Below are 19,722 nucleotides of genomic sequence, written 5' to 3'. Positions count from 1 at the left end.
GTCTAGTGTTCCATCATGAGTAGGAGTTTGCAGGGATGTTGCTGAAGGACCGAGTGGCGATCGTGACGGGTTCGGGCGGGGGGCTGGGCCGCTGTCACGCGCTGTATCTGGCCTCGCAGGGCGCGCGGGTCGTGGTCAATGATCTGGCCGAGGCGGCGGCGCAGGGCGTGGTCGACGAGATCGTCGCGGCGGGCGGTCAGGCGAGGGCGGCGGCCGGGTCGGTGACCGACGTGGACGCGGTCCAGGCGATGGTCGATGCGGCGATGCAGGCCTGGGGCCGGATCGACATCCTGGTCAACAACGCCGGCATCCTGCGCGACAAGAGCTTCGCCAAGATGACGATGGACGACTTCCGACTGGTGGTGGACGTGCACCTGATGGGCGCCGCCATCTGCTCCAAGGCGGTGTGGGAGATCATGCGCGCCCAGACCTATGGCCGCATCGTCATGACCACCTCCTCGTCGGGCCTGTACGGCAACTTCGGCCAGGCCAACTACGGCGCGGCCAAGCTGGCCCAGGTCGGGCTGATGCAGACCCTGGCCATCGAAGGCGCCAAATATGACATCAAGGTCAACGCCCTGGCCCCGACGGCGGCGACGCAGATGACGGCGGGCATCCTGTCCGAAGAGGTGCTGAAGGGGCTGGACCCGGCCCTGGTCAGCCCCGGCCTGCTGGCCCTGGTCAGCGAGGACGCCCCGACGCGCGCCATCCTGTGCGCGGGCGCCGGCCACTTCGCCACGTCCAACATCACCCTGACGCAGGGCGTGCGCATCGGCGGGGCCGAGGACGCCGGCGAACAGCTGATCGCGCGCTGGGGCGAGGCGAGCGACCGCGCCGGCGAGGCGGTGCCCGCCTTCGGCTTCCAGCAGGCGGCCCAGGAAATGGCCTCGGCGGGCGTGGAAGGCCCGGTGACGGCATAATTTCGGGCTGACGCCTTCCAGCTTCTAAACGGTGGTGCTTTTTAACGAGCAGAGGTTGGAGCGGCGGCGCTTAGGCTGGTCAAAAAGGGCAGGACCGCTTCGCGCCAGCGTTCGGGGGTTTCCAACGCCGTCGCCGTGCCTGTGACCAGATCTCTTTCGCGCCAGTCGGGTCTGCGTTTCAGCAGACGGGCGCCGTGAGCATGAACGGGATCGCCACGACTGGACAACACCAGCGTCGGGGCGACGATGGCGTCCAGGATGTCGGCCATGTCCCAGGCATAGGCGGCGGCATGGCCGTGATGGCTCGCGTCGTTCACATGATGGGCGATGATGGCCAGGTGCAGTCCGGCGACGGAGAGGTTGGGGTCCGCCATCCCTCGCATGAAACGCCAGCGCGATGTGAAATGGCCGCCGCCCTCTTCGGGCGCATGGGCGTGGTGCGGCAGGGCCAGACGTTGGGCGCGTTCTGCGGCGGTGTAGAAGGGCGGATTGTCGAGGATCAGGCCGCTTGTCCTGTCAGGTCGGGCGGCGGCGAAGGCGGCGGCGATCAGCGCCCCGGTGTGATGTCCCGCGATCACGGCGTCCGGAACGTCGAGGTTGTCGAACACGACGGCCAGGTTGTCGGCGTAGTCGTCGATGGCCGGTGGAGCGGACGGGCGGTCGGAGAGGCCGTAGCCCGGCGTATCGGGCGCGATGATCCGCCAGCCGGTCTGCGCCAGCAAGGGGGCCAGGCGGTGGAACTGAACCCCGCTCCACGGCGTCTGGTGCAGCAGAAACAGGGGGCGGCCGGAACCCCACTCGCGCAGGTGGACCTGCCCCCAGAGGCCGTCGACATAGCGGCGACGCCCGCTGGTCCAGGCGGAGTTCATGTTCGGGAGGTCAACGGGATGAGCCTCTGGCCCAGCAACCGCCCAAACGTCAGGGCGGGCGTCGCCATCATGCCTCCGCAGACGGCGCGTCCCATGGTCTGGCTTGCGCCCAGCAGTTCGCCTGCGGCCCACAGCCCCGGTATGGCCGAGCCGTCCGGGCGGATCACCTGAAGCTGGTCGTTGACGGCCAGGCCGACCGCGCTGCTGACCGCCGCGCCCTGCACCCGTATGGCGTAGAAGGGGCCCTGCGCGATCGGGAGCGGCATATGGCGGCGGCCCAGGAAGTCGTTGCCGGAATGGACGCCGTAATTATAGCCGCGCACGGCGCGCATCAGGCCGTGCGCGTCGACGCCCGCCGCCGAGGCCAGATTCGTCAGATCGTCCGCCTTGTAGAAGAAGGGACGGTCTTCCTCGAACAGGGCGCGGATATCGTCGGCGTCGAAGCCGGCGATGAAGGGCGGCGCTTCCGTCAGGATCCGCTCGTCGAACACGACCCAGTAACGTTGCTCAGGCTGCTCCAGCAGGGCGTTTTCGCGGGCATCGACAGACTCCATGTCCTCGCGCACGAAGCGGTCGCCGTGGGCGTTGACGTAGATCTCCCACGGCGGACGACGCTGGGGATAGGTGTTCAACCGGCCGACCATGCCGGGGCGCGGTCCTTCGCCGTCCAGCAGGAAGCCGAAGTTGATGAAGAAGTTCTCCCGGCCGCGCAGCCATCCGCCGACGCTGCAGCCCAGCCGGTGCCCGACGCCCTGCGAATAGGCGTAGGGCAGATTGGTGTAGAGCGGGACGCCGTTCATGGCCTGATAGATGTCGGGCGAGGCGGAATAGCCGCCCGTCGCCAGCACGGTCTGGGCGGCCTCGAAATGATGTTCGGCGCCGTGGGCGTCGCGGGTCGCAACCCCGGTCACGGCGCCGCCGGGGTTGGTCGTCAGGCTCAGCGCTTCATGGCCCAGGCGCAGGCTGATCCGGCCGTCTGCGACGGCCTGCTCGATGCGCGGGATCATGACGTCGCGCAGCGAGGCGCCGCCGTTTCGGCCCCAGTAGTAGCGGGCTCGCGAATAGGGCTCGTGGCCGACGCCGCCGACCGGACAGGCGGGGTCGACGTCGAAACCCTGTTCCATCAGCCAGTCAAACGTCTCGGCGGCGTTCCATACCGCCAGCCGCACCAGGGCCTCGTTCACCGTGCCTCGGCTCAAGCGCATGATGTCGTCGAAATGCGCCTGGGCGTCGTCTTCGATCCCCTTGTCGCGCTGCAGGCGCGTGCCCGCCGCGCTCAACTGGCCGTTGGCGACCCACAGGGTTCCGCCCAGCACATCGGCATGGTCGATCAACAGGACGCGGGACGCACGTTCCGCCGAGAAGATGGCTGCGGCCATACCGGCGGCGCCGCCGCCGACGATGATGAGGTCCCAGGGAGCGGCGCCTGAGGTCATGTTCAACGCAGGGTCATTTCTTCGTAGACCGGTACGCGGTGGCGGATCTTCACATGGCCGACCCTGGGCGCATAGGCGAACAGGTCCTGGTGCTCGATCAGGAACAGGGAGGGCGCCGCCTCGCGGTACAGACGACCCAGCGCCTGATAGGCCTTCAACCGCTCGTCATCATCCATGATCTCGCGCGCGATCTTCAGCTTGTCGGTGATTTCCGCGTCGCAGAAGAAGGGCGTCGGCCGCATGCAGGAGAAGTCCTCCATCGCGCGAGTGACATCGTAATACTGGAAGCTGTTCCACGACAGGGCCAGCGCCTCGCCCGACCAGCTGTTGGTCTGATACTTCACCAGGAAGTCCGGCATGGTCATGACCTTGAGGCGCGTGTCGACGCCCACTGCGCGCCAGTATTCGGCCACGGCCTGGGACATCATGTCGTCGCCCGGCGCCGCGTCGGTCAGGACCTCCATCGTCAGATTGAAGCCGTTCGGGTAACCGGCCTCGGCCAGCAGACGGCGCGCCTTGGCGGGGTCGTAGGGGTAGGGCGGGATGGTCGGGTCGTAGCCGAACACCCCCTTGGCCGCAGGCTGGCCCGACGGCTTGGCGTTTTCCGGCAGCAGGGAGGCGATCGCCTCCTTGTCGACGGCGTAGTTGAGCGCCTGACGCACGCGAACGTCGCGCAGGGGCGAGGCCGGATCGCCGCCCACATTGCGGAAGGAGTAGGCCTTCACCTGCATGGCGGGGGTGTAGAGGACGTGGAAGCCGTTGCGTTCCAGCCGTTCCGTCTCCTCCAGGTCGACCAGCGACAGGTCCACATCGCCCGACAGCAGGGCCTGTGTCCGCCCCGCCGCGCTCGGCAGTTCATAGAAGACCACGCCGTCGATCGTCGACGGGCGCCATGATTTCGGGTTTCGGGCCAGGGTCAGGCGGCGGGTGCGCTGGTCCCAGCCGGTCATGACGAAGGCGCCGGTGCCGACCGGCTTCTGGGCGTAGGCGTCCATGCCCATATCGGCCAGGGCCTTCGGCTCGATCATCATGATGGCGGCCAGGCGGCGCGGCAGGACCGGATCGGGCCGTTCGGTGCGGATCTCCAGCTCCAGCGGCGCGACGGCGCGCGCTTCGACGATGCCGCGGGCTTCGGAGCCGATCAGGCTGCGCTTGCCCTGATCCGAGCGCAGGAAGGCGAAGACCTCGGCCGCAGCCTCGGCGTCGAACGGGCGATCGTTGGAGTAACGCACGCCTTCGCGCAGCTTGAAGCGCCAGACCGTCGGTTCGACCAGCGTCCATTCGGTCGCCAGACCCGGCCCCAGCTGGTCGTTGTCGTCGATGGCGGTCAGGCCGTCGTAGATGGCCAGCCACAGCAGGGAGCCGGGACGGCTGTTGCCCCGGAACGGATTGCCCAGACTGGAGGGCAGGCTGCCGGCGGCGACGCGCAGCACCTGGCTGCCGGTCGCAGGCGTCGGCTTGTTCGCGCCGCCCTGGCCGCAGGCGGCGACAAGGACGGCGCCCAGACAGGCGGCGATGAAGAGGCGAAGGCGTTTCGGCGTCATGAGGGGGACTGCTCCTGCATGAGGGCGTTCGCGCCGATGATGTCCATCACGCCCGCCAGCGCCTCGTCCGAGATCGGCCCGCCGGCTTCCAAGGCGGCGCTCAGGCGCGGGTCGGCCAGGGCGGCGGCCGGGTTGAGGGCGGCGGCCAGCAACAACTGCGTATAGGCGCTCTTGGGGTGGTAGAGGACCTCTGCGACCGGCCCCTGTTCTACGACCTGACCGCCTTCGATGACGCAGACGTGGTCGGCCATGCGGCGCACGCTGCGCATGTCGTGCGAGACGAACAGCATGGCCAGATTCAGCCGATCCTTCAGCTCCAGCAGCAGGGCGGAGACCTTGTCCTGATTGGCGAAGTCCAGCGCCGAAAGCGCCTCGTCGGCGATCAGCAGGCGCGGCTCCATGGACAGGGCGCGGGCGATGGCGACGCGCTGTTTCTGCCCGCCGGACAGGGCGGAGGGCCGCAGGTCCAGCAGGCGATGGTCCAGATGAACGAGGTCCATCAGTTCTTCGACCCGCCGCCGTCGCGCCGCGCCGTCCAGCCTGCCCACCACGATCAGCGGCTCTTCCAGCACGGTGCGGATCGACTGGCGCGGATTCAGGCTGGCGCCGGGGTCCTGAAAGACCATCTGGATGCCGTGCAGCATAGTCTTGGAGCGTTTGCCCAGAGGCGGCAGGGCGACGCCTTCAAACAGGATTTCTCCCTCGGCGGGCGTCGCCAGCCCGGCGACGGCGCGGACCAGGGTCGACTTGCCCGATCCCGACTCGCCGACGATGGCCATGACCTGACCGGGCGCCAGGTCGAAACCGGCGCCGCGCAGGACGAAGCGGCGGTCACGTCCGCTGCCGTAAGCGACCCCCAGGTTCTGAATCGACAGAAGCGGCGCGGTCATGCCCGTCTCCCCAGGTGGGCGGCGTCCCGCAGGCTGCGGGTGAAGGGATGCCGGGGCTCGTACAGCACCTGCGCCGTGGGGCCTTCCTCGACGATCTCGCCTTCCAGCATGACGGCGATGCGGTCGCAGACGGCGCCGGCGGCGGCGATGTCGTGGGTGATCATCAGGGCGGCCGCCTGCTGGGCCTGACGCCGCAACAGGGCCAGAATCTGCAACTGGACCGTCGGGTCCAGCGCCGTGGTCGGCTCATCGGCCAGGATCAGCGCGGGCTGATTGATCAGCGCCAGGCCGATCATGGCGCGCTGGCGTTGCCCGCCCGACAACTGGTGCGGAAAGGCGTCGACGCAGGCGTCGGCGCCCGGCAGCCGCATGGCGCGCAGGGTTTCGACGGCCAGGGCGCGGGCGGCCGCCTTGTCAAGGCCGCGATGGCGTCGCGCCGACTCGATCAGAATGGAGCCGACCGTCTTCACCGGGTTGAACGAGGACAGGGGGTCCTGGAACACCATGCCGATGCGACCGCCGCGCACGGCGCGCCATTCCGCCTCGGCCAGATTGTCGATGCGGCGGCCTTCCAGATGAATCTCGCCGCCCGCGACGCGCACGCCCGGCGGAACCAGGCCGCCGACGGCGAAGCAGGTCAGGGTCTTGCCCGACCCCGACTGGCCGACCAGGCCGACGATCTCGCCGCGGCGGATCGTCAGGTCGAGGTTGGGGATCAGGACGCGGCGGTCGGCGACGGTCTCCAGCCTCAGCTTGCGGATATCCAGCACCATTTCGTGCGCCGTGTTCAGCTCAGCAACGCTCATCGGGTCAGGTTCCGCAGGTGCTGGCCCACGCTGTGGGCGGCCACGATGATGATGACCATGGCGAAGGCCGGGCCCAGCGTCAGCCACGGGGCCTGCAGCATGAAGGCGCGTCCTTCGCTCAACATGGCGCCCCAGGTTGCGGCCCCCAGCGGCGCGCCGATGCCCAGGAAGGACAGGGCGCTTTCGGCCACGATCATCTCGGCGAAGTGGAAGACCACCAGCACCGACAGCGTCGGGACCAGGGCCAGCAGGACGTGGTGGGCGTAAAGACGCGCGACGCTCATGCCGGTCATTTCGGCGGCCTGGACGTATTCGCGCTGAAACAGGCTGCTGGCCTCGGCGTAGACGACGCGGGAGAAGACCGGCCAGGTCACCAGGCCGAGCGTCAGGGTGACCGCCCAGAAGCCGCTGTCGCCCAGCAGGGCGATCACCGTCACCGCCATGACGAAGGACGGAAAGGACTGGGTGAAGGTGGTCAGCAGCTTCAGGGCGCCGCCCAGCCAGGCGCCCTTGTGCGCCGCCGCCAGGCCGAAGGTCGTGCCGATGCTGAAGGCGATCAGGGTAGCGCACAGGGCCGACCCTACCGACCAGCGCATCCCGTTCAGCAGGCGCGCCAGTACGTCGCGCCCCAGTTCGTCCGTTCCCAACAGATGGCCCGGCGCCAGCGGGGCGGCCAGGCGCATCGACAGATCGATGGCGCGGTGATCATGGCCGGACAGGGCGTCGCCGAAGATCATGACGGCGAGGCAGAACAGGCCCACCACGCCGGCGCCGACAATGGCGGGGGACAGGCTGCGGCTCATGATGCAGCCCGCGCGCGGCTGCGGATGCGCGGGTCCAGCAGGGCCTGCACAGCCTCGGTGACGGCGTTGCTGAGGAAGACGCTGACCACCATGACGAAGACAACGGCCTGCACCACGGGGAAGTCCAGGTTCAGCGTGGACTGCACCAGCAGCCAGCCGATGCCGGGCCAGGCGAAGATGGTCTCGATGACCACCAGACCCGTCAGCATGAAGGCCAGTTCAGCGCCGATCAGGGCGACGGCGCCCAGCAGGGCGTTGGGCAGAACATGGCGCCACAGGATCTGGTTTTCGGACGCCCCGGTCGAGCGCGCGGTGCGCACGAAGTCGGCGGCCAGGGCGGCATGAGTGTTGGCCTCGACCACGCGGATCAGCTTGGGGGCCAGGAAGGAGACGACCGAGATCACCGGCAGCACCCAGGTCGCCGGTCCGCCGTAACCGATCGAGGGCAGCCATTCGAGCCCGGCGGCGAACAGGTTGATCAACAGCAGGGCGATGACGAAACCGGGAAATCCCTGCATCACCGTCAGCACGCCGCGCACTGCACGACGCGCCGCCCCGGTGCGCTTCTGCCCCAGCCAGGCGCCCAGCGGCAGGGAGATCAGCAGGTTCAGACTCAGCGCTATGGCGGCCAGGAACAGGGTGGCGGGCAGGGAGGCCAGCACCTTGCCCAGGGCCGGGCTTCCATCGGTCAGCGACTTGCCGAAGTCGCCCTGAAGCAGCCGCAGCATGGTCTGGCCGTACTGGACGATCAGGCTCCTGTCGAAGCCGTATTCGACGCGGATCGCCTCGATCTGAGCCGGAGAGGCGCCTTCGCCCGCAATGACCAGGGCCGGGTCGCCGGTCAGCCGCAGCAGGAAGAACAGCACTGTCATTGCGGCGATCAGGACAAAGGCGAAGTCCCTCAAGCCGCCAAGCATACGAGAAGAGGAAAACATCAGGGGCGGCGGCTCGCTTTGCTGCGGGCCGAAACGCTCGGTAGAGGCTTGGGCATGTCCTGAACGGTCTCCGCCGCAGAGTCGTATCTAAGTTAAGACATCATCCTTAGGGTAAGCGAAGCGCCTGTCAACGGCGCTCAATCGCCGGACTTGAGATCGCCGAGCACATCTTGCGTATCCTGCCCCAGCCTCGGCGGCGGGGCGTCGTAGCGAACCGGCGTCTTCGACAGGCGGATGGGCGATGCGACCGTGCGGACCGGATCGGCCAGATCGGCCCGCGTCTGTTCGACCGTCAGGCCGCGATGGATCGCCTGAGGCTCGGCGAACACCTGATCGATGGTGTTGACGGGGCCGCAGGGCACGCCCGCCGCCTCCAGCGCCTGCATCAGCTCCTGCATGGTGAAGCCCGCCGTCTTCGCCGCGATCAGCGGACCCAGCGCCTCGCGCTCGGCGACCCGCAGGGCGTTGCTGGCGAAGCGATCCTCGACCTCCAGCCCCAGGGCGCCGCACAGGGCGCGGAACTGGCCGTCGTTGCCCACGGCGATGATCACCATCCCGTCGGAACAGGCGAAGGGCTGATAGGGGGCCAGATTGGGGTGGGCGTTCCCCATCCGCGTCGGCGCCTTGCCGGACACGAACCAGTTGGTCGCCTGATTGGCCAGCATGGCGGCCTGAACGTCGAACAGGGCGATGTCGACGTGCTGGCCCTCGCCGGTCGCGCGCGCGTGCCACAGGGCGGCCAGTATGGCGTTGGAGGCGTAAAGGCCGGTGAACAGATCAACGACCGCCACCCCGACCTTCATCGGCTCGGCGCCCGGCGCGCCGTCGGGCTGGCCGGTGATGGACATCAGCCCGCCCATGGCCTGGATCATGTAGTCGTAGCCCGCCCGATGCGCGTCCGGCCCGTCCTGGCCGAAGCCGGTGATGGAGCAGTAGACCAGCCTCGGATTGATCGCCGCCAGCGAGGCGTAGTCGAGGCCGTACTTCTTCAGCCCGCCGGTCTTGAAGTTCTCGACCACCACGTCGCAGGTCGCGGCCAGACGGCGCACGGCCTCGGCGCCTTCCGGGCTGGCGATGTCCAGCTCGACCGACTTCTTGCCCCGATTGGCGCACAGGAAATAGGCGGCGTCGCCAGGCGCGCCGTCGGCCGTGGTGGTGAAGGGCGGGCCCCAGTGGCGGGTGTCGTCGCCGGCGCCGGGCCGTTCGATCTTGATGACCTCGGCCCCCAGATCGGCCAGCGTCTGCGTCGCCCAAGGCCCCGCCAGCACCCGCGACAGGTCCAGAACCCGCACGCCGTGAAGCGGGCCGCAGGCGGTCTTCGAAATCGCGGGACTGGGGGTCATGACAGTCTCCTGATCAGAAGGCGGCTTCGCCGGTGATGGCGCGGCCCAGGATGAGGGCGTGGACGTCGTGGGCGCCTTCATAGGTGTTGACGGTTTCCAGGTTCATGGCGTGGCGCATGACGTGCAGTTCGCCGGTGATCCCGGCGCCGCCGTGCATGTCGCGGGCCTCGCGCGCGACAGCCAGGGCCTTGCCGCAGTTGTTGCGCTTCATCAGGCTGATGGCCTCGGGAACCCAGGCCCCTGTGTCCAGCAGGCGGCCCAAAGCATAGGCGCCCTCGAAGCCGAGGAAGATCTCGGTCTGCATGTCGGCCAGCTTCTTCTGCACCAGTTGGCGCGCCGACAACGGGCGGCCGAACAGGGTGCGCTCGGCCACATAGTCGCGGCTGGCGTGGAAGCAGAACTCGGCCGCGCCCATCGCCCCCCAGGCGATGCCGAAACGCGCCTTGTTCAGGCACGAGAACGGCCCGCGCAGACCCTGCACGCCCGGCAGGATGTTGGCTTCCGGCACGAAGACGTCGTTCAGGCCGATGTCGCCGGTGATCGAGGCGCGCAAGGACAGCTTGTCGCCGATCTTGCCCGTGGTGAAGCCGTCGAAATCGCGCTCGACGATGAAGCCCCTGATGGTCCCGTCCAGCTTGGCCCAGACGATGGCCAGGTCGCTGATGGGCGAGTTGGTGATCCAGTATTTGCCGCCGTTCAGGCGATAGCCGCCGTCGACCGCCACCGCCGTGGTCTTCATCGACGCCGGGTCCGACCCGCCGTCGGCCTCGGTCAGGCCGAAGCAGCCGACCAGTTCGCCCGCCGCCATCTTCGGCAGGAACTTCGCCTTCTGCTCGTCGGAGCCGAAGGCGAAGATCGGGTACATGGCCAGCGACGACTGCACCGACATGGCCGAGCGATAGCCGCTGTCGATCGCCTCGACCTCGCGCGCGATCAGGCCATAGGCGACGTGCGACGCTTCGGAGCCGCCGTACTGTTCCGGCAGCATGGCGCCGAGGAAGCCCATCTCGCCCATCTCCGTCATGATGGCGCGGTCGAAGACCTCGTCACGGAAGGCGGCGACGATGCGCGGCAACAGGGCCTCGCGCGCATAGGACCGCGCCGCGTCCTGAACCATCCGCTCTTCATCGGTCAGCCGCCCCGTCAGGTCGAACGGATCATCCCAGCGGAACGTCTGGCCCGAGGGTTTTGGGGCGGAAGAAGCGGCGGGGTTCGACATGATGAGCGTTCCTGATGGACTGGAAGATGCGGGAATGCGCTTGCCAAGGCTGCGCGTTTAGATGATATAAAACTATATCATTTGATCCAGCAATGCCCTTGTGCGGCGCATCATCGGGAGAAGGCATGGGCCGGGGCTCCACCCTCGTTGAAAAGATCATCGCCCGGGCGGCCGGCGTGGACCGGGTCGCGCCCGGCCAACTGGTGACGGCTCAGGTCGATCTGGCCTTCGCGCACGACAGTTCGGGACCGCGCCGCTGGGCGCCGATGCTGCGAGAACTGGGCGTGGGCCTTTGGGATCCGCAGAAGGTCGCCATCGTCTCGGATCATTATGTCCCGGCGGTGGACGCTGAATCCGCCCGTATCCTGAAGCTGGCGCGAGAATTTGCGGCCGAACACCAGGTGGGCGCCTTCTTCGACATGGTGGGCATCTGCCATCTGGTCCTGCCCGAGCACGGGCTGATCCGGCCGGGCGCCTTCGTGGCGGGGGGCGACAGTCACTCGCCGACGGCGGGGGCCTTCGGCGCCTATGCGGCAGGCTATGGCGCCACCGACATGGCCGCCATCGTCGCCACCGGCGAAACCTGGCTGGCCGTGCCTGAGACGATCCGCGTCGAGTGGTCGGGCCGGTTCGGCGCGGGCGTTGCGGCCAAGGACATCATGCTGTTCCTGTGCCGCGAACTGGGCATGGACAACGCCTTTAAGGCCATTGAATACGGCGGGGACACGGTCGAGGGCCTGTCGATGGCCGAGCGCATGGTCCTGTGCAACATGGCCGCCGAACTGGGCTGCGAAACCGGGGTCGTGGCGCCGGACCGGACGACGTTTGCCTATCTGCGCGCGGCCGGGCGTCCGGTCGAGGATGAGGCGGCGGCCTTGGCGCTGGCGTCGGACCGCGATGCTGTCTACGCCGCCGTCCACCGCTTCAATGCGGCGACGCTGCAGCCGCAGATCGCCGCGCCGCATGATCCGTCACACACTCAGGACGTGACCGAACACGCCGGGATCAAGGTGGATCAATGCTATATCGGCGCCTGCGTCGGGGCCAAGATCGAAGACCTCCGCATGGCCGCCGCCGTGTTGAAGGGCCGCAAGGTGTCGCCGGACACCCGCCTGCTGATCGCTCCGGCGTCTCAGAAAACCACGACGACAGCGACGCAGGACGGCACCTTGCAGACGCTGATGGAGGCGGGGGCGGTCCTGCTGCCGTCCGGTTGCGGCGCCTGCGCTGGCTATGGCGCCGGGGTGCTGGCGGACGGCGAGGTCTGCATCTCTTCGACCAACCGCAACTTCAAGGGACGCATGGGATCCAAGGAGGCGCAGGTCTATCTCGGCTCGCCCTATTCCGTGGCCGCCGCTGCCGTTGAAGGCCGCATCGCCGATCCGCGTCAGTTCCTGGGAGAGGCGGCATGAGCGGTCGGGCCTTCGTCTTCGGCGACAATATCGACACCGATGTCATGGCGCCGGGCACGCTGATGAAGCTGCCGCCTGAGGAACTGGCGCAGCATTGTCTGGCCGCTGTCGATCCTGACTTCGCCCGTACGGTGGCCAAGGGCGACTTCGTCGTCGGAGGTCGCAGCTTTGGCATCGGCTCGTCGCGCGAACAGGCGGCGGTGTCCTTGAGCCTGCTGGGCGTGCGCGCCGTGATCGCGCGCTCTTTCGCCCGCATCTTCTGGCGCAATGCGATCAATCTGGGGGTGCCGTGCATCACCCTTGAACAAGCGGACGAGATTTCCGCAGGCGACCGGCTGAAGGTCGATCTGGCGGCCGGGCGTCTGACGAATCTGACGACGGGGCGGGGCTATGATTTCACGCCCCTGCCGCCGCACCTTATGGCCATGATGGATGACGGGGGGCTGATGCCGCACCTGAAGAAGAAGCTGGCGGGCGCCGCATGAGCGAGCGTCTGAACCTGCGTCGTCGGCTCAAGCAGTCGCCCGCCCTGCTGGCGCCGGGCTGTTATGACGCCCTGTCCGGCCTGCTGATCCAGCAGGCGGGGTTCGAGGCGGCCTATCTGTCGGGCGCCTCGGTCGCCTATACCCAGCTGGGGCGGCCCGATATCGGCCTGGTCAGTCTGGATCACGTCGTTGACGTGGCGGCGCGCATCACCGAGCGGATCGACATCCCTCTGATCGTCGATGCCGATACCGGCTTCGGCAACGCCCTGAACATGGGCCGGACGGTGCGGCTGTTCGAGCGGGCGGGCGCCCGCGCGATCCAGATCGAGGACCAGACGTTCCCCAAGCGGTGCGGCCATCTGCGCGGCAAGGGGGTGATTTCGGCGCAGGAGATGGCGGGCAAGGTTCGCGCCGCCGTCGATGCGCGCCACGACGACGACACCCTGATCATCGCCCGCACCGACGCTATCGCGGTCGAAGGCTTTGAAGCGGCGATGGATCGCGCCGAACTGTTCCTTGAGGCCGGGGCCGACGTCCTGTTCGTCGAGGCGCCGCGCGATCTGGAGCAGATGCGCGCGGTGGCCGAACGTTTCGCCGCCCGCGTTCCCCTGCTGGCCAATATGGTCGAGGGCGGGGACACGCCGCTGAGTTCGGCCGACAGCCTGTCTGACCTTGGCTATCGTCTGGTCATTGCGCCGGGCGCGATGGTGCGCGCCGTCATTCCGGCTGTCGAAGCCTTCCTGTCGGTGCTGAAGCGCGATGGCGGCACGGCGGCGCACCGGGCGCACATGACCGACCTGATGGGGGTCAACGCCCGCATCGGCCTGGATGAGATGATGGCGCTGGGACAGCGATACGAAGCGCAGGAAGAGGAGAAGGCATGACCGTCGCAGACCCCAACCTCTACGACTACTGGCCCTATCGGGACCGGCCGAAGATCGTCTGGCCCGGCGGCAAGAAACTGGCCTTCTGGGTCGCTCCGAACATCGAGTTCTATGAGTTCGACCCCGCGAAGAACCCCGGCCGCGCCGGTTGGCCCAAGCCTGCGCCCGATGTCGTCGCCTATTCCCAGCGCGACTGGGGCAACCGCGTCGGTCACTGGCGGCTGATGGAGCTGCTGGACAAATACGGCCTGCGCGGCTCGGTGTCGCTGAACGTCGCCCTTTGCGACCACCATCCTGAGATCATCGAGGCCTGCGTCGAGCGGAACTGGGAGTTCTTTTCGCACGGCATCTACAATACCCGCTATTCCTACGGCATGGACGAGGCGCAGGAGCGCGCCATCATCGACGACGCCATCCGCACGGTCGAGAAGGCCAGCGGCCAGCGTATTCGCGGCTATCTGGCTCCGGCTCTGACGCACACCGAACGGACGCTGGACCTGATCGCCGAGAACGACTTCTGGTACACCTGCGACCTGTTCCAGGACGACCAGCCGCAGCCGGTGAAGACGGCGTCAGGCAAGCTGATTTCGCTGCCCTATTCGCTGGAGGTGAACGACGTCATCACCTACGGCGCCCTGGGGATGAGCCCGGCGCGCTATACCGACATCCTGAAGCGGCACTTCAACCAGTTGCTGGAAGAGGGCGAGCAGAGCGGCACGGTCATGTGCATTCCCCTGCACGCCTATCTGGTCAGCCAGCCCCATCGCATCGGCCCGTTCGAAGAGACGCTGAAACACATCATGGGCCACGCCGACGACGTGTGGTTCGCCACCGGCGCCGAAATCGCGGGCTACTATCGCGACCACTGCTGGGACCAGACGCAGGCCGACATCGCGGCCAAGGGCTGCGCGACCGGAGGAAAGGGGTTCGGCCATGGCGCTGCCTGAGGACTATCTGACCTATCCGCACCGCTCCTACGGCATGGATCAGACGCTGTATCCGTGGCGTCCGGCGACCGAGCGCCCGAAGATCGCCTGGCCGGACGGCAAGACGGCCGCCGCCATGATCGTGGTCCCGCTGGAGTTCCATCGCCTGAACCCGCAAGGCAAGCCGTTCAAGCATCCCGGCGCCATGCAGACGACCTATCCGGATCTGCGCCACTTCACGACCCGCGACTACGGCAATCGGGTCGGGGTGTTCCGCATTCTGGATGCGCTGAAGGCGAGAGGGCTGAAGGCAGTGTTTCCGATCAATGCGGTCCTGCTGGAACGTGCTCGACCGCTGGTCGAGGCTATCCTCGCTGACGGGCATGAGATCGCCGCCTATGGCTGGGAAGCGGACTGCATCCACTGGAGCGGGCTTGAGCAAGGCGTCGAAGCGGAATGGATCGCCCGCACGCGCGACGCCTTCGACAGGGCCGGGCTGAAGCCGCGCGCCTGGATGAGCCCGGCGCGGCAGCAGTCGTTCCAGACGCTGGAGTTGATCGCCGAGGCGGGTTTCGACATCTGTCTGGACTGGGAGCAGGACACGGTTCCCGTGCCGATGCAGACCGACAAGGGCGTGGTCTGGGCGGCCCCTTTGTCGAATGAACTGGATGACCGCACCCTGCTGACCGTGCGCCTTCAGACCGAGGACGAATGGGCCGATCAGGTGCTGGAGGTGATCCGCCTGCACCAGGCCGAGGCCGACCGTTTCGGCGGCCAGGTCGTCGGCTTCACCCTGACACCCTATGTCAGCGGCCTGCCGTTCCGGATGAAGTCTGTCCGTCGCGTGCTGGACGGTCTGGCGAAGGACGACGCCGTATGGACCGCCGGCGTCTCAGAGATTGTCGAGGCGGCGCGCGGCTGAGGCCGCCGTCGTCCCGGCTCCAGGCTCGGCCGTCGCCCCCAACCTTCGGCCGGGAAGCGTAAAAGCGTAAAAAGAAGGGCGGCGGATTTCGGTCCGCCGCCCTTCGATTTTTCAGGCTGCCGTCAGCTCAGCGCGCGGCCAGCCAGTCCAGCACTTCCTGCGCCGACACCACGTCGGCGTACTTCAGCTGAAGGTCGGTCAGATTGGCGTAGTGGTAGCTCTCGTGCTTGTCCGCCACGCACTCCTCGGCGACGATGGTGCGGAAACCATAGGACAGGCTGTCCACCGCGGTGGCGCGCACGCAGCCCGAGGTCGAGCCGCCCGTCACCAGCACCGTATCCACCTTGTGCCAGCGCAGGTAGGAGTTCAGCGGCGTCTCGAAGAAGGCCGAGGGCATCCGCTTGGTGTAGATCAGGTCCACAGCCTCATCGATCCGGCAGCGCGGATCGAGGGCGTGGCGTTCGGACCCGTATTTGATGTTCTGCAGGCTGTCAGGCGTATCGGTGCGCGTGCCCCAGACCCCGGCGTCGCCCGCGTCGGCCTTGTAGGCGACATGGCTCCAGATCACCGGCATCCCCTTGGCGCGCGCGGCGGCCGAGATGCGATTGGTGAAGCCGATCTGGTCAGGGTGGGTCACATAGGCCGTCTTCGGAAACAGATCGGGGCGGGTGTAGGATTGCTGGAAATCGACGTTCACCACGGCCAGTTTCTCGCCAAAGCCGAAACGGGCGCGGGCGGGGTTGGCCTTGACCGCCTCGAACAACTCGCGCGCCGTCTTGTTCTCGCAGATCATGGTCGGTTCGAAGACAAGGTCGTTCACGGTCGGTCCGTCCTTAATGGTATAAAGATAGGCCAACTATAGACCGTCCTGCGGCGGGCGCCAGCCGATCCTGAGACGGCGCAGCGGAAATCAGGCGCCGTCCTGCCAGTTTCCTTCTTCGCGGCGGCTGAGCAGATGATAGCGGAAGCGGTCGGCGTGATAATGGGCGTGAATATACTGAACGGGTTCGCCGTCGGCCCGGCGCATGATCCGCTCGATCCGGAGCAGGGGCGACCCGATCGCCACCTGGAGCGCCGAGGCCGCAGCGGTGTCTGCTCCGACTGACGATATCCACAGTTCAGCCTCATGCGGCGTCGCCCCGGCTCGCTCCAGCAGGTCCAGCATGGACTGTTCAGCGAAGGCGGCGTCGTCACATCCGCTGGCGACGAACTCCGGCAACCACGACACAAGATAGGAAAACGGCGTCTCGCCCAACCGACGCAGGCGGGTGATGCGCCGCACAGGGGCGCCGGGGATGACCGCCAGCGCGTGCGCGACGTCGCTATCGGCTGCGACAGACCGGCTTTCCAGCAACTCGACCTGGGTTTCGTGCCCCATGGTCTTGAGCGAATCCATCAGGGTGGAGAAGGACCCTGTCACCACAGGCAGTTCGACCTGCGGCGCCACCACCGTGCCGCGCCCCCGATGGCGCGTGACCAGGCCCGCATCGGCCAGTTCATTCATGGCGCGCTTGATCGTTATTCGCGACGCGCCCAGCAGTTCTGCAATCTGATGCTCGCCAGGCAACAGGGAGCCGGGCGGAAACACGCCGCGCCGGATCCGCTCGGCGAGCAGCAGCCGAACCTGATGATACAGGGGGATCGGCAGCCGGTCGTCCAGAAGCTCGGGATGGAGGTCCAGGGCGTCGTCTGTCGGCGGAGATGATGTCATACCGCCTTGTGTGGCTTGCGGCGGCGACGGAGACAAGCCGGAGTGGTCAAGCCGCTAAGGTCTGATAATAAGCACAAGTTCGCTAATTGACGACGCAGGCCCTGACGCCAGCGTGTGGAGGATGAGCTTGGCCAGACAGGGCGCTGAGGCAGGGACCGATATCGGTCGGCGCAGCCTCAAGGCGGACGGCGGTTCCAGCAGCCTGCCGATCTATCACCAGCTGACCACCATTCTGCGTCAGCAGATCAAGGACAGCGCCTTTGCGCCGGCGCAGCCGCTGCCGTCCGAAATGCAGCTGGCGGCGGCCTATGACGTGTCGCGCGTGACGGTGCGGCGCGCGCTGGATCTGCTGGAACGCGAAGGCTGGATTCGACGCAAGCATGGCGTCGGCACTTTCGTCGCCCCGCGCGCCGATGAGGCGCAACGAGAGGAAAGCCGGGTGTCGGGCCTGGTCGAGAACCTCATCACCCTGGGGCTTGAGACGACGGCGCGGCTGTTGGCCTACGAACCCGAGGCGGCGACGCCGGCCGCCGTGCTTCAGGCGTTGGGCCTTCCCGCCGACGAGCGAGCGCTGCGGATCGAGCGCCTGCGTTTCTTCAAGGACAAGCCCTTGTCGGTGACGACGGTGTGGCTGCCTCGTTCCGTCGCCTCCCTGGCGCCTCGGAGCGTCATCGACGACCGGCCGATCATGCGTATCCTGGAAAGCGGCGGGATACGCGCTCAGCGCGCTGAACAGACTATCAGCGCCATTCCAGCCGACGACGCGGCGGCCAATAAGCTGAATGTGGCCATCGGGGCTCCGCTGCTGCGCCTGCGCCGGACGGTGTTCGACGGCGACGGCCGCCCGTTCGAGCACCAGGTCGGCCTCTATAATCCCGATCAGTATGAGTACCACATGCTGCTGACGCGCGATAACAGCTCGGCCCGTCCGCAGTGGCGTCACATCGGTTGAGGCGAAGCGCGGCGGGACAGGCCCGCCGCGCCCCAGTCGGGATCAGACGCCGAACTTGCGCAGCGGCACGTCGGCCAGAGGAATGGTCGTCGTCTTCTCTTCGGTGAAGAAGGCCATGGAGGCGGCGGCGCCGTCGCGGCCCAGACCCGAATCCTTCACCCCGCCGAACGGCGCGCGCAGTTCACGCACCATCGGGGTGTTGACCCACATAAGACCCGTGCGAACGGCTTGACTGACCCGCAGGGCCTTGTCCACGTTCTGCGTCCAGCAATAGCCGACCAGACCGAACTGGCTTTCATTGGCCATGCGGACGGCGTCCTCCATGTCGCTGAACTTCACGAAGGCGGCGAAGGGGCCGAAGATTTCCTCCTGACAGACGCGGTCGCTGTTGCTGGGCGCCAGGACGGCGGTCGGCTCGATGAAATAGCCCGGTCGGTCCAGCGCCTTGCCCCCGGTCAACAGGGTCGCGCCCTGACTTTTGGCGATGTCGACATAGGACAGGATGTGCTGACGGTGGCGGGCCGAGGCGATGGGGCCGATCTCGGTGGCGTCGTCCAGCGGGTCGCCGACGCGGATCTTTCGCGCCCGCTCGACGAAGCGATCGACGAACTCGTCGAAGATGGAATCCTGGACCAGGATGCGCGACCCGGCCAGGCACTGTTGCCCGTTGTTCGAGAAGATGGAGATCAGGGCGCCGTCCAGGGCTCGCTCCTGATCGGCGTCGGCGAAGATGATGTTGGCCGACTTGCCGCCCAGCTCCATCGCCGCCGGTTTCAGCCGTCGCCCGGCCGCCTGCATGATGTGGCGGCCCGTCTCGGTCCCGCCGGTGAAGGAGATCAGATCGACTTCAGGATGATCCACCAGGGCGGCACCCGTCACCGTCCCGCGCCCGTTCACCAGGTTGACCACGCCCGGCGGGGTGATGGTGTTGATGATCTCGACCATGCGGGCCAGCGACAGCGGAGTTTGCTCGGACGGCTTCAGCACGCAGGTGTTGCCGAAGGCGATGGCCGAGGCGACCTTCATCGACGCCAGCGCTAGGGGCGAATTCCACGGCGCGATCAGGGCGGCCACGCCGACGGGATGGCGGGTGACGAAGGTGAGGTGATCCTTGATCTGCTGCCAGACCTGGCCGGGCTGCTGGCTGATCGCCTCGGCGAAGAAGCGGAAATTATAGCCTGCGCGCACGACCTGGCGGCTGAGAACGTCGCGCAGGACGATGCCGGCGTTCAGCGTTTCCAGCGTCGCCAGTTCCACGGCGTGGGCGTCGATCGCGTCCGCGATCCGATAAAGGATGGCCTGTCGGGCCTCTACCGACATTTCGCGCCATGCGGGATCGTTGAAGGCCCGGCGGGCTGACCGGACCGCACGATCGACTTCCTCGGCGTCGGCTTCCTGCAGTTCGGAGATGACTTCGCCGTTGCCCGGATAATAGGCGGGCAGGCGATGGCCGCCGCGCTCTGCGACATAGGCGCCGTCAATCAGGCTGGTGACCGTTTTGGGAGCCCAGTCGAACGGGGAGGCGGGGAGGGACATGAGCGGTCATCCTGATACTGTGGCGACTTGTGTTGTGTTTAAGCTAATACGTGATCGATGCGGATCGCAAGGCGAGAGGGCGCGGTGAGGCAAAAGCTGCTTCATTGGCCCTTTGAGGCGTCGAAGTTT

General features: G+C 67.3%; 19 protein-coding genes. 7 read left to right on the top strand and 12 right to left on the bottom strand.

The features are described from left to right. Positions 1-35 precede the first annotated feature (35 nt). Positions 36-920: an SDR family NAD(P)-dependent oxidoreductase gene (locus RSD66_RS13395; protein WP_415288217.1), complete on the top strand. Its 885-nt coding sequence runs from the start codon at positions 36-38 to the stop codon at positions 918-920. 41 nt (positions 921-961) lie between these two features. Here RSD66_RS13395 and RSD66_RS13390 read toward each other — a convergent pair whose 3' ends face one another. From RSD66_RS13390 to RSD66_RS13350, 9 genes are all read right to left on the bottom strand, one after another. After that, positions 962-1,789 (bottom strand): alpha/beta fold hydrolase, encoded by an 828-nt coding sequence (locus RSD66_RS13390; protein ID WP_415288216.1) that lies wholly within the window; start codon positions 1,787-1,789, stop codon positions 962-964. Then, on the bottom strand, positions 1,786-3,225 hold the full coding sequence (locus RSD66_RS13385; RefSeq protein WP_415288214.1) for an FAD-dependent oxidoreductase: 1,440 nt from the start codon (positions 3,223-3,225) through the stop codon (positions 1,786-1,788). Before RSD66_RS13385 ends, RSD66_RS13390 begins: the two co-directional genes overlap by 4 nt. A 2-nt stretch (positions 3,226-3,227) precedes the next feature. After that, positions 3,228-4,769 (bottom strand): ABC transporter substrate-binding protein, encoded by a 1,542-nt coding sequence (locus RSD66_RS13380; protein ID WP_415288212.1) that lies wholly within the window; start codon positions 4,767-4,769, stop codon positions 3,228-3,230. Then, positions 4,766-5,659 (bottom strand): ABC transporter ATP-binding protein, encoded by an 894-nt coding sequence (locus RSD66_RS13375; RefSeq protein WP_415288210.1) that lies wholly within the window; start codon positions 5,657-5,659, stop codon positions 4,766-4,768. The genes RSD66_RS13380 and RSD66_RS13375 overlap by 4 nt, the downstream gene beginning before the upstream one ends. Beyond that, positions 5,656-6,465, bottom strand: coding sequence for an ABC transporter ATP-binding protein (locus RSD66_RS13370; protein ID WP_415288208.1), 810 nt, complete (start codon positions 6,463-6,465; stop codon positions 5,656-5,658). Before RSD66_RS13370 ends, RSD66_RS13375 begins: the two co-directional genes overlap by 4 nt. Beyond that, positions 6,462-7,268, bottom strand: a complete 807-nt coding sequence (locus RSD66_RS13365; protein WP_415288206.1) for an ABC transporter permease — start codon at positions 7,266-7,268, stop codon at positions 6,462-6,464. Before RSD66_RS13365 ends, RSD66_RS13370 begins: the two co-directional genes overlap by 4 nt. Then, positions 7,265-8,185: an ABC transporter permease gene (locus tag RSD66_RS13360; protein WP_415289597.1), complete on the bottom strand. Its 921-nt coding sequence runs from the start codon at positions 8,183-8,185 to the stop codon at positions 7,265-7,267. Before RSD66_RS13360 ends, RSD66_RS13365 begins: the two co-directional genes overlap by 4 nt. Positions 8,186-8,340: 155 nt before the next feature. After that, the gene (locus RSD66_RS13355) at positions 8,341-9,546 is read right to left on the bottom strand and encodes a CaiB/BaiF CoA transferase family protein (RefSeq protein ID WP_415288205.1); all 1,206 of its coding nucleotides are present in this window, start codon (positions 9,544-9,546) and stop codon (positions 8,341-8,343) included. A 13-nt stretch (positions 9,547-9,559) separates the two neighbouring features. Beyond that, on the bottom strand, positions 9,560-10,765 hold the full coding sequence (locus tag RSD66_RS13350; protein ID WP_415288204.1) for an acyl-CoA dehydrogenase: 1,206 nt from the start codon (positions 10,763-10,765) through the stop codon (positions 9,560-9,562). 125 nt (positions 10,766-10,890) lie between these two features. Here RSD66_RS13350 and RSD66_RS13345 point away from each other — a divergent pair, with 125 nt between their 5' ends. The 5 genes from RSD66_RS13345 to RSD66_RS13325 are packed head-to-tail and all read left to right on the top strand — an operon-like array spanning position 10,891 to position 15,394. Continuing rightward, on the top strand, positions 10,891-12,177 hold the full coding sequence (locus RSD66_RS13345; RefSeq protein WP_415288202.1) for a 3-isopropylmalate dehydratase large subunit: 1,287 nt from the start codon (positions 10,891-10,893) through the stop codon (positions 12,175-12,177). Next, the gene (locus RSD66_RS13340; RefSeq protein WP_415288200.1) at positions 12,174-12,662 is read left to right on the top strand and encodes a 3-isopropylmalate dehydratase; all 489 of its coding nucleotides are present in this window, start codon (positions 12,174-12,176) and stop codon (positions 12,660-12,662) included. Before RSD66_RS13345 ends, RSD66_RS13340 begins: the two co-directional genes overlap by 4 nt. Continuing rightward, the gene (locus tag RSD66_RS13335) at positions 12,659-13,546 is read left to right on the top strand and encodes an isocitrate lyase/PEP mutase family protein (protein WP_024354897.1); all 888 of its coding nucleotides are present in this window, start codon (positions 12,659-12,661) and stop codon (positions 13,544-13,546) included. Before RSD66_RS13340 ends, RSD66_RS13335 begins: the two co-directional genes overlap by 4 nt. Next, on the top strand, positions 13,543-14,493 hold the full coding sequence (locus tag RSD66_RS13330) for a polysaccharide deacetylase family protein (protein ID WP_415288198.1): 951 nt from the start codon (positions 13,543-13,545) through the stop codon (positions 14,491-14,493). The genes RSD66_RS13335 and RSD66_RS13330 overlap by 4 nt, the downstream gene beginning before the upstream one ends. Beyond that, positions 14,480-15,394, top strand: a complete 915-nt coding sequence (locus RSD66_RS13325; protein ID WP_415288196.1) for a polysaccharide deacetylase family protein — start codon at positions 14,480-14,482, stop codon at positions 15,392-15,394. Before RSD66_RS13330 ends, RSD66_RS13325 begins: the two co-directional genes overlap by 14 nt. 127 nt (positions 15,395-15,521) lie before the next feature. Here RSD66_RS13325 and RSD66_RS13320 read toward each other — a convergent pair whose 3' ends face one another. Both RSD66_RS13320 and RSD66_RS13315 read right to left on the bottom strand, forming a co-directional pair. Then, complete coding sequence (locus tag RSD66_RS13320; RefSeq protein WP_415288194.1) at positions 15,522-16,214, bottom strand: isochorismatase family protein; 693 nt, start codon at positions 16,212-16,214, stop codon at positions 15,522-15,524. Between the two features lie 90 nt (positions 16,215-16,304). Continuing rightward, positions 16,305-17,105 carry a GntR family transcriptional regulator gene (locus RSD66_RS13315; protein ID WP_119413508.1) on the bottom strand — a complete coding sequence of 267 codons (801 nt, stop codon included), beginning with the start codon at positions 17,103-17,105 and terminating at the stop codon, positions 16,305-16,307. 127 nt (positions 17,106-17,232) lie between these two features. Here RSD66_RS13315 and RSD66_RS13310 point away from each other — a divergent pair, with 127 nt between their 5' ends. Beyond that, the gene (locus tag RSD66_RS13310; protein WP_346524850.1) at positions 17,233-18,057 is read left to right on the top strand and encodes a GntR family transcriptional regulator; all 825 of its coding nucleotides are present in this window, start codon (positions 17,233-17,235) and stop codon (positions 18,055-18,057) included. 42 nt (positions 18,058-18,099) lie between these two features. Here RSD66_RS13310 and RSD66_RS13305 read toward each other — a convergent pair whose 3' ends face one another. Continuing rightward, positions 18,100-19,593: an aldehyde dehydrogenase gene (locus tag RSD66_RS13305; RefSeq protein WP_134581210.1), complete on the bottom strand. Its 1,494-nt coding sequence runs from the start codon at positions 19,591-19,593 to the stop codon at positions 18,100-18,102. Between the last annotated feature and the right edge of the window lie 129 nt (positions 19,594-19,722).

This window comes from Brevundimonas sp. S1H14, from assembly GCF_047716865.1.
In the GTDB taxonomy this organism is placed as follows: domain Bacteria; phylum Pseudomonadota; class Alphaproteobacteria; order Caulobacterales; family Caulobacteraceae; genus Brevundimonas; species Brevundimonas naejangsanensis.
Note: the sequence above shows the minus strand (reverse complement) of the source record. Positions and strands in the feature narration are given on the sequence as shown.

Coding starts and splice junctions, on each gene's coding strand:
- RSD66_RS13375 (WP_415288210.1), bottom strand. CDS start 5,659: ATGACCGCGCCGCTTCTGTCGATTCAGAACCTGGGGGTCGCTTACGGC.
- RSD66_RS13340 (WP_415288200.1), top strand. CDS start 12,174: ATGAGCGGTCGGGCCTTCGTCTTCGGCGACAATATCGACACCGATGTC.
- RSD66_RS13315 (WP_119413508.1), bottom strand. CDS start 17,105: ATGACATCATCTCCGCCGACAGACGACGCCCTGGACCTCCATCCCGAG.
- RSD66_RS13305 (WP_134581210.1), bottom strand. CDS start 19,593: ATGTCCCTCCCCGCCTCCCCGTTCGACTGGGCTCCCAAAACGGTCACC.
- RSD66_RS13330 (WP_415288198.1), top strand. CDS start 13,543: ATGACCGTCGCAGACCCCAACCTCTACGACTACTGGCCCTATCGGGAC.
- RSD66_RS13380 (WP_415288212.1), bottom strand. CDS start 4,769: ATGACGCCGAAACGCCTTCGCCTCTTCATCGCCGCCTGTCTGGGCGCC.
- RSD66_RS13365 (WP_415288206.1), bottom strand. CDS start 7,268: ATGAGCCGCAGCCTGTCCCCCGCCATTGTCGGCGCCGGCGTGGTGGGC.
- RSD66_RS13350 (WP_415288204.1), bottom strand. CDS start 10,765: ATGTCGAACCCCGCCGCTTCTTCCGCCCCAAAACCCTCGGGCCAGACG.
- RSD66_RS13370 (WP_415288208.1), bottom strand. CDS start 6,465: ATGAGCGTTGCTGAGCTGAACACGGCGCACGAAATGGTGCTGGATATC.
- RSD66_RS13385 (WP_415288214.1), bottom strand. CDS start 3,225: ATGACCTCAGGCGCCGCTCCCTGGGACCTCATCATCGTCGGCGGCGGC.
- RSD66_RS13360 (WP_415289597.1), bottom strand. CDS start 8,185: ATGCTTGGCGGCTTGAGGGACTTCGCCTTTGTCCTGATCGCCGCAATG.
- RSD66_RS13345 (WP_415288202.1), top strand. CDS start 10,891: ATGGGCCGGGGCTCCACCCTCGTTGAAAAGATCATCGCCCGGGCGGCC.
- RSD66_RS13325 (WP_415288196.1), top strand. CDS start 14,480: ATGGCGCTGCCTGAGGACTATCTGACCTATCCGCACCGCTCCTACGGC.
- RSD66_RS13335 (WP_024354897.1), top strand. CDS start 12,659: ATGAGCGAGCGTCTGAACCTGCGTCGTCGGCTCAAGCAGTCGCCCGCC.
- RSD66_RS13395 (WP_415288217.1), top strand. CDS start 36: ATGTTGCTGAAGGACCGAGTGGCGATCGTGACGGGTTCGGGCGGGGGG.
- RSD66_RS13355 (WP_415288205.1), bottom strand. CDS start 9,546: ATGACCCCCAGTCCCGCGATTTCGAAGACCGCCTGCGGCCCGCTTCAC.
- RSD66_RS13390 (WP_415288216.1), bottom strand. CDS start 1,789: ATGAACTCCGCCTGGACCAGCGGGCGTCGCCGCTATGTCGACGGCCTC.